Origin of the sequence: Guyparkeria sp. (assembly GCF_046545975.1) — a bacterium.
GTDB lineage: Bacteria > Pseudomonadota > Gammaproteobacteria > Halothiobacillales > Halothiobacillaceae > Guyparkeria.
In genome coordinates, this window is the sequence record NZ_JBKGYT010000084.1 from 1 (window position 1) to 7,003 (window position 7,003).

The window sequence follows — 7,003 nt, forward strand, 5'->3', positions numbered from 1 at the left end:
GGTGACTCGGACAGCGCCGGGGACGCGGCTAACGGGCTGCCGGACCAGCCGCTCAAGGCATTGCCCTGATCGGCAGACCCACGCACAAGCAAACTGACAGGGAACACTTAAAGACCATGACACAGAAAGTCGTAAGCGGCGAGGAGCTCAAGCAGACCGCCCTGGGCCGGGAACTGACCAACGAGCAGTGCCAGTTGCTGGCCAAGGCCTGTCGCCGGCGCATGATCCCGAACGGCGAGACGCTGTTCAGCGAGGGCGAGGTCAGCGAAACCCTGTTCGTGATCATTGCCGGCCGGTTCGCGGTAAGCCGAGACACCGGGCGGGGCTTTGCCGACACCCTGCACCTCCTGGATGCCGGCAACCTCGCCGGCGAATCCGGCTTTCTGGACAGTTCGCCACACAGCGCGACACTCCGCGCCGTGGGCGATGCCGAGGTGGTCACCCTGGAGCGCGCGCACCTCGAGGCGCTGCTGGTCGACCACCCGATCCTGGTCTACAAGGTCATGCGGGCCATCGTGCACAGCATCCGCGAGATCATCCGCCGGATGAATCGCCAGCACAGCGAACTGCTCAGCTACATCAACCCGAACATCGGGCGGTTCTGAGGGAGGTTTCCGCTTCCCGGAAACAGAAAGGGCCGTGATCGCGAGATCACGGCCCTTTTCCTTTCCAGCCCGGTTACGGCCGGCGAGTCACAGTCACTAACGGTCCTTGCGCATCGACAGGCGCAGGCGCCCCTGACGGTCGATCTCGAGGAGCTTGACGTCGACCTCGTCGCCCTCGTTGACGATGTCGGTGACCTTGTCCACGCGCCCCTCGGCCATCTCGGAGATGTGCAGCAGGCCGTCCTTGCCCGGCGCAATGTTGACGAACGCGCCGAAGTCGACCACGCGCACCACCTTGCCGTGGTAGACCTTGCCCACCTCGAGCTCGGCGGTCAGCTCCTCGACCCGGCGGCGCGCCTCCTCGGCAGCCTCCCCGTTCGGCGCCGCGATGGTGACCACGCCGTCCTCGCCGATGTCGATCTGGGTATCGGTCTCCCTGGTCAGCGCCTGGATGGTCGCGCCACCCTTGCCGATCAGGTCGCCCTTGCGCTCCGGGTTGATCCGCATGGTGACGAACCGCGGCGCGTGCGAGGAAAGATCGGTACGTGCCTCGGCCAGTGCCTCGTTCATGCGCCCGAGGATGTGCTCACGACCGGCACGCGCCTCGCGCAGGGCCTCCTCCATGATCTCGCGGTTGATGCCCTCGATCTTGATGTCCATCTGCAGGGCGTTCACGCCCTCGGCGGTGCCGGCGACCTTGAAGTCCATGTCACCGAGGTGATCCTCGTCGCCGAGGATGTCGGTCAGGACCACGAACTCGTCCCCTTCCTTGATCAGCCCCATCGCGATACCGGCCACAGGTGCCTTCATGGGCACGCCCGCGTCCATCATCGCCAGCGAGGCCCCGCAGACGGATGCCATCGACGACGAGCCGTTGGACTCGGTGATCTCGGAGACCACGCGGATCGTGTAGGGGAATTCCTCGGCCGCGGGCACGGCGGCCATCACGCCGCGGCGCGCGAGGTTGCCGTGGCCGATCTCGCGGCGCTTGGGCGCACCGAAGCGGCCGGTCTCGCCGACGCAGAACGGCGGGAAGTTGTAGTGGAACAGGAACGGTTCCTTGCGCTCGCCGCCGACCGCGTCGATCAGCTGCGCGTCCCGCGCGGTGCCCAGCGTGGTGACCACCATGGCCTGGGTCTCGCCGCGCGTGAACAGTGCCGAGCCGTGGGCGCGGGGCAGGAACCCCGTGCGGATGCTGATCGGACGCACGGTGCGCGTGTCGCGCCCGTCGATTCGCGGCTTGCCGGCAAGGATATCGCCGCGGACCACGTCGGACTCGATACCCTTGACCAGCCCGTCGATCACCTTTTCGGTCACCGGCGGCTCGGCGGATTCGTCGACGAACCGCTCGCGGATCTCGCCGCGGACCTGCCCAAGCCGGCTGCCGCGCTCGGCCTTGTCGGCGATCTGGTAGGCCGCCTCGATCTCGCCACGGAAAGCCGCCTCGATCTCGCCGGCCAGTGCACTGTTGTCGACCGGGGGCGTCCACTCCATCGGCGGGCGGCCCGCCTCGGCAGCCAGCGCATCGATGGCCCGGATGGCTGCCTGCATCTGCTCGTGACCGAACATCACGGCATCGAGCATCACCTCCTCGGGGAGCTGGTCGGCCTCGGATTCGACCATCAGCACGGCCTTCTCCGTGCCGGCAACCACGAGGTCCAGGCGCGAATCGGCCACCTGGGCCGGGCTCGGGTTCAGCACGAACTCGCCGTCGACGTGACCGATCCGGGCAGCCCCGATCGGCCCCGCGAAGGGCGCACCGGAAAGCGACAGCGCCGCGGAGGCACCGATCAGCGCCGGGATCTCCGAGTCCACCTCCGGATCGAGCGACAGCACCTGCGCAATGACCTGCGTCTCATGGGTGAAGCCCTTGGGGAACAGCGGACGCACCGGCCGGTCGATCAGGCGCGCGACCAGCGTCTCGCCCTCGGTCGACCGTCCCTCGCGCCGGAAGAAGCTGCCCGGAACGCGGCCAGCGGCGTAGAACTTCTCCTGGTACTCGATCGTCAGGGGCAGGAAGTCCTTGGCCGGATCGGCCGTCGGCGCGACCACCGCGGTGACCAGCACCACCGTCTCGCCCATGCTGACCATGACTGCCCCGCTGGCCTGCCGGGCGATCTCGCCGGTCTCCAGGGTGACGGTGTGTTGACCGTACTCGAAGGACTGTTTGCTGACTGCCACGCTTGGCTCCTGACGTTCTGTAGATGTGTTCGATGGACGACGGGACGATCGACGGACCGGCCCGCAAACAAAAAACCCGCCGCGGTGCGACGGGTTTAGGGAAACTCTGCACGAATGCCATACCGCTCTGCGCGTCTTGAGCCGGGCAGATGCAAGGCGTTCGTCCGCCGCGAAAGAGTGATTCTCTTTCCAAGGACGACAACATAGCAGATGTCCGGCTCAAGATGCGCCCTCCGGGGCCTGTCGAACCGCCCGTGCTCCGCGTTGCGCCGTCTTGACGTGGCCATCGGCACGCCAGCGACGACGCGCCTTGATCACGAACGGCTCGACAGGCCAGAGCGGCATGCCATTCGTGCAGAGTTTCCCCAGTGTAACCGGGAAGCGCTTACTTGCGCAGGCCGAGTTTCGCGATCAGTTCCTGATAGCGGGTCAGGCTCTTCGACTTGAGGTAGTCGAGCATCTTGCGACGCTGGTTGACCAGCTTGAGCAGGCCACGGCGGGAATGGTGATCCTGCTTGTGCGTGGCGAAGTGCTCGGTCAGGTGCTGGATCCGCTGGGTCAGCAGGGCAACCTGTACCTCCGGGGAACCGGTGTCGTTGGCATCCTTGCCGAACTCGGCAACGATGTCGGCCTTGGTCTTTTCGTTCAGTGACATGGGATATCTCCTCGTCTGCCTGGGTGAAGCTTTCAAAGTCCATCGCGGGTCAGTGACGACCAGTCACCGTCCCGCAATGCCTTGGGCGCCTTGGCGCCCCTACAGCGCCGCGAACAGTCGTCGCGGCGCGGTTCGCCCGTCATCCAGCACTTCCCCCATACCCAGGAAGAGGTCGTCGGGTGCGTACAGTCGAAACCACCCGGTTTGTGGCGCGTTGGGCACAAACACCGGATGACCATGGCGAATTGGGTCGACGCTAGACCTATCCAGCACCACGGCCGGATAGGCGTCCAGCGCCGAATCGATCGGGAGGATAACACGATCCAGGGCCTCGGTCCCGCCTTCCTCGGCCAACGCCTCGAGCGCCTCGAGCGTCCAGGCCGGATCGACGGATCCATCGCCGCGCGGCTCGATAGACCAGGGTCCCAGACCGATGCGCCTGAGCCGGGTGACCACCGCCCCGCAACCGATGGCCGCACCGATGTCCTCGACCAGGGTGCGGATATAGGCCCCCTTGCTCGAGTGAACGCGCAGGGTGAACTCGTCCCCCGACAGCGATTCGAGAGTGATCTCATGGAAGTCGATGCTGCGGGCCTTGCGCTCGACCGTCTTGCCTTCGCGGGCCAGTTCGTAGAGGCGACGACCACCCTGCTTGAGCGCCGAGTACATCGGCGGGACCTGCTCGACTCGGCCGCGGAAGCCACCGAGGACCGCCTCGAGCGCCGTCTCGTCGACCGGCGGCACCTCGCGCCGGTCGATCACCTCACCCTCGAGGTCGCCGCTGTCGGTGATCACCCCGAGGCGTCCGGTGACCCGGTAGGTCTTGTCGGCGTCGAGGAGCAGCCCCGAGATGCGGGTCGCCTGGCCGAAGCAGACCGGAAGCAGACCGCTGGCCGCCGGGTCGAGGCTGCCGGTGTGGCCGGCCTTGGCCGCCTGGAACAGGCGCTTGACCCGCTGCAAGGCGTGATTGGAGCTCAGCCCCAGGGGCTTGTCGAACAGGACGATGCCGTTGATCGGCCGACCGCGACGCTTGCGTGCCATGCAGAATCCGCCGGCCGGTCAGCGGTTGCCGGACTCGTCGTCCGGTTCGCCGGACTCGCCGTCCGCGTCATTCTCGCGTACCGCCCGGATCAGGGCATCCATCTGCATGCCCTGCTCGATCGAGTTGTCGAAGATGAACGTCAGCTGCGGCACGATGCGCAGGCGCATGCGATGACCGAGCTCGCTGCGGAGATGTCCGGCCGCCTCGGCGAACCATTGCTCGGCCACCGGTTGCTCGTCGGCGTTGAGCACGCTGTAGAAGATGCGTGCGTGCGCCAGGTCGCGCGATACCTCGCAGTCGGTGATCGTCAGCAGGGTCAGCGGCGCATTCGGCCCGCTGTCCACGCCGGAATCACGGATGAGCTCGGCGATCTCGCGCTTGATCTGCCCGGCCACCCGCTGGTGGCGCTGGAAACCCTGTGCCATGAACCGTACCGCCTTACAGGGTCCGCTGGACCTCGACGCGCTCGAAGACCTCGATCTGGTCGCCGACCTTGACGTCGTTGTAGTTCTTCACGCCGATGCCGCACTCCATGCCGGAGCGCACTTCCTGGACATCGTCCTTGAAGCGGCGCAGCGACTCGAGCTCGCCCTCGTAGATGACGACGTTGTCGCGCAGGACGCGGATCGGGTTGTTCCGCTTGACCACGCCCTCGGTGACCATGCAGCCGGCGATCGCGCCGAGCTTCGGCGAGCGGAACACGTCGCGCACCTCGGCCAGGCCGACGAACTTCTCCTGGGTCTCGGTGCCCAGCAGGCCGGTCATGGCCGCCTTGACGTCGTCGAGCATCTCGTAGATGACCGAGTAGTAGCGGATCTCGACGTCCTGCTCGGCGGCCGTCTTGCGCGCTGCCGCGTCGGCACGGACGTTGAAGCCGATGACGATCGCGCTCGAGGTCGCCGCGAGGTTGATGTCCGACTCGTTGATGCCGCCCACGCCGCTCATCAGGACGTTGACCTTGACCTCGTCGGTGGACAGCTTCTGCAGGCTGTCGCGGATCGCCTCGGCGGAACCCTGCACGTCGGCCTTGACCAGCACGTTGAGCGACTCGACCTCGCCTTCCTTCATCTGCTCGAACAGGTTCTCGAGCTTGGCGGCCTGCTGGGCAGCCAGGCGGGAGTCCCGCTGCTTGGCCTCGCGGAACTCGGCGATCTCGCGGGCCTTGCGCTCGTCCTCGATCACGACCAGCTCGTCGCCGGCCTCCGGCGTGCCGGACAGGCCCAGCACCACCACGGGGATGGACGGGCCGGCGGACTTGACCTGCTTGCCGTTCTCGTCGAGCAGGGCACGCACCCGGCCGTATTCCTTGCCGACCACCACGGTGTCGCCCTTCTTGAGCGTGCCGCTCTGGACGAGGATCGTCGCAACCGGACCGCGGCCCTTCTCGAGGGAGGACTCGACGACGGTACCGACGGCGTGGCCCTCTTCCGGCGCCTTGAGTTCCTGGAGCTCGGCCTGGAGCAGAATCGCCTCGAGCAGTTGATCGATCCCTTCACCGGTATGCGCGGAGACGTGCACGAACTGCGTGTCGCCGCCCCATTCCTCGGAGATCACCTCTTCCTGCGAGAGCTCGGCGCGCACCCGCTCGGGGTCGGCGCCCTCCTTGTCGATCTTGTTGACCGCGACCACCATCGGCACGTTGCCGGCGCGGGCATGATGGATCGCCTCCTTGGTCTGCGGCATCACGCCGTCATCGGCGGCGACCACCAGCACCACCACGTCGGTAGCACTCGCGCCACGGGCACGCATGGCGGTAAACGCCTCGTGGCCCGGGGTATCGAGGAAGGTGACCGTACCGCGCGGCGTGTCGACATGATAGGCACCGACGTGCTGGGTGATGCCACCGGCCTCGCCCGCGGTGACCTTGGCCCGGCGGATGTAGTCGAGCAGGGAGGTCTTGCCGTGATCGACGTGACCCATGACGGTGACCACCGGCGGGCGCGGCTTGGCCTCGCCCTGCTTGACCTGCTCGAGCGCCTCGTCCTCGATCGCGGTCTCGGACTCGGCGTGCGGCTTGTGTCCCATCTCCTCGACCACGAGGATCGCGGTGTCCTGGTCGAGCACCTGGTTGATCGTGGCCATCACGCCCATGTTGAACAGGGCCTTGACGACGTCGACGCCCTTGACCGCCATGCGCTGTGCCAGCTCCTCGACGGAGATCGATTCGGGCACGTTGACGTCCCGGACGACCGGAGCCGTCGGCTTCTCGAAGGTGTGGCGGGTAGCCACCGCGGTCCGGGAGGCCGCACCCTTCTTGCCCTTCTTGCGCCGACGGCCGGCGCCGGCGCCCAGGTGCAGTTCCTCGCGCGCCTTTTCTCGGGCATGACGGCCCTTGCCGCCGTGCTTGCCGCGCTTGTGGCGCTCCTCTTCCTGGGAAACCGGGATGCCCGGTGCCTCCTCCGGCATGGCGACGATGCGAAGGCGCGATTTCGGCTTGCCCTTCTCTTCGTCCTCTTCCTTGCCTTCGGTGGACTCCTCGCCCGCTGCGGGCTCGGCTGCAGCCTCTTCGGCCTCGGCCAC

Annotated in this window: 6 protein-coding genes; 1 reads left to right on the plus strand and 5 read right to left on the minus strand. The window is 66.9% G+C overall.

Going from position 1 to position 7,003, the window contains the following annotated elements; all coding sequences use genetic code 11:
- The first annotated feature begins 116 nt into the window (after positions 1–116).
- A complete protein-coding gene (locus tag ACLFMY_RS07665) occupies positions 117–605 on the plus strand; it encodes a Crp/Fnr family transcriptional regulator (RefSeq protein WP_410764055.1) in 489 nt (162 codons plus the stop codon).
- 96 nt (positions 606–701) lie between these two features.
- Here ACLFMY_RS07665 and pnp read toward each other — a convergent pair whose 3' ends face one another.
- From pnp to infB, 5 genes are all read right to left on the minus strand, one after another.
- Positions 702–2,786 (minus strand): polyribonucleotide nucleotidyltransferase, encoded by a 2,085-nt coding sequence (gene pnp, locus ACLFMY_RS07670; RefSeq protein WP_410764056.1) that lies wholly within the window; start codon positions 2,784–2,786, stop codon positions 702–704.
- 385 nt (positions 2,787–3,171) lie between these two features.
- Complete coding sequence (gene rpsO, locus ACLFMY_RS07675) at positions 3,172–3,441, minus strand: 30S ribosomal protein S15 (RefSeq protein ID WP_410764057.1); 270 nt, start codon at positions 3,439–3,441, stop codon at positions 3,172–3,174.
- 99 nt (positions 3,442–3,540) lie between these two features.
- On the minus strand, positions 3,541–4,482 hold the full coding sequence (gene truB / locus ACLFMY_RS07680) for a tRNA pseudouridine(55) synthase TruB (RefSeq protein WP_410764058.1): 942 nt from the start codon (positions 4,480–4,482) through the stop codon (positions 3,541–3,543).
- Between the two features lie 18 nt (positions 4,483–4,500).
- On the minus strand, positions 4,501–4,908 hold the full coding sequence (gene rbfA, locus ACLFMY_RS07685) for a 30S ribosome-binding factor RbfA (RefSeq protein ID WP_410764059.1): 408 nt from the start codon (positions 4,906–4,908) through the stop codon (positions 4,501–4,503).
- 13 nt (positions 4,909–4,921) lie between these two features.
- Positions 4,922–7,003 (minus strand): translation initiation factor IF-2 (gene infB, locus ACLFMY_RS07690; RefSeq protein WP_410764061.1); only part of this gene is annotated, 2,082 nt, incomplete at its 5' end.

What these genes read in the sequence shown, in the direction of transcription:
- ACLFMY_RS07665 (WP_410764055.1), top strand. Translation starts at nt 117, where the DNA reads ATGACACAGAAAGTCGTAAGCGGCGAGGAGCTCAAGCAGACCGCCCTG.
- rpsO (WP_410764057.1), bottom strand. Translation starts at nt 3,441, where the DNA reads ATGTCACTGAACGAAAAGACCAAGGCCGACATCGTTGCCGAGTTCGGC.
- truB (WP_410764058.1), bottom strand. Translation starts at nt 4,482, where the DNA reads ATGGCACGCAAGCGTCGCGGTCGGCCGATCAACGGCATCGTCCTGTTC.
- rbfA (WP_410764059.1), bottom strand. Translation starts at nt 4,908, where the DNA reads ATGGCACAGGGTTTCCAGCGCCACCAGCGGGTGGCCGGGCAGATCAAG.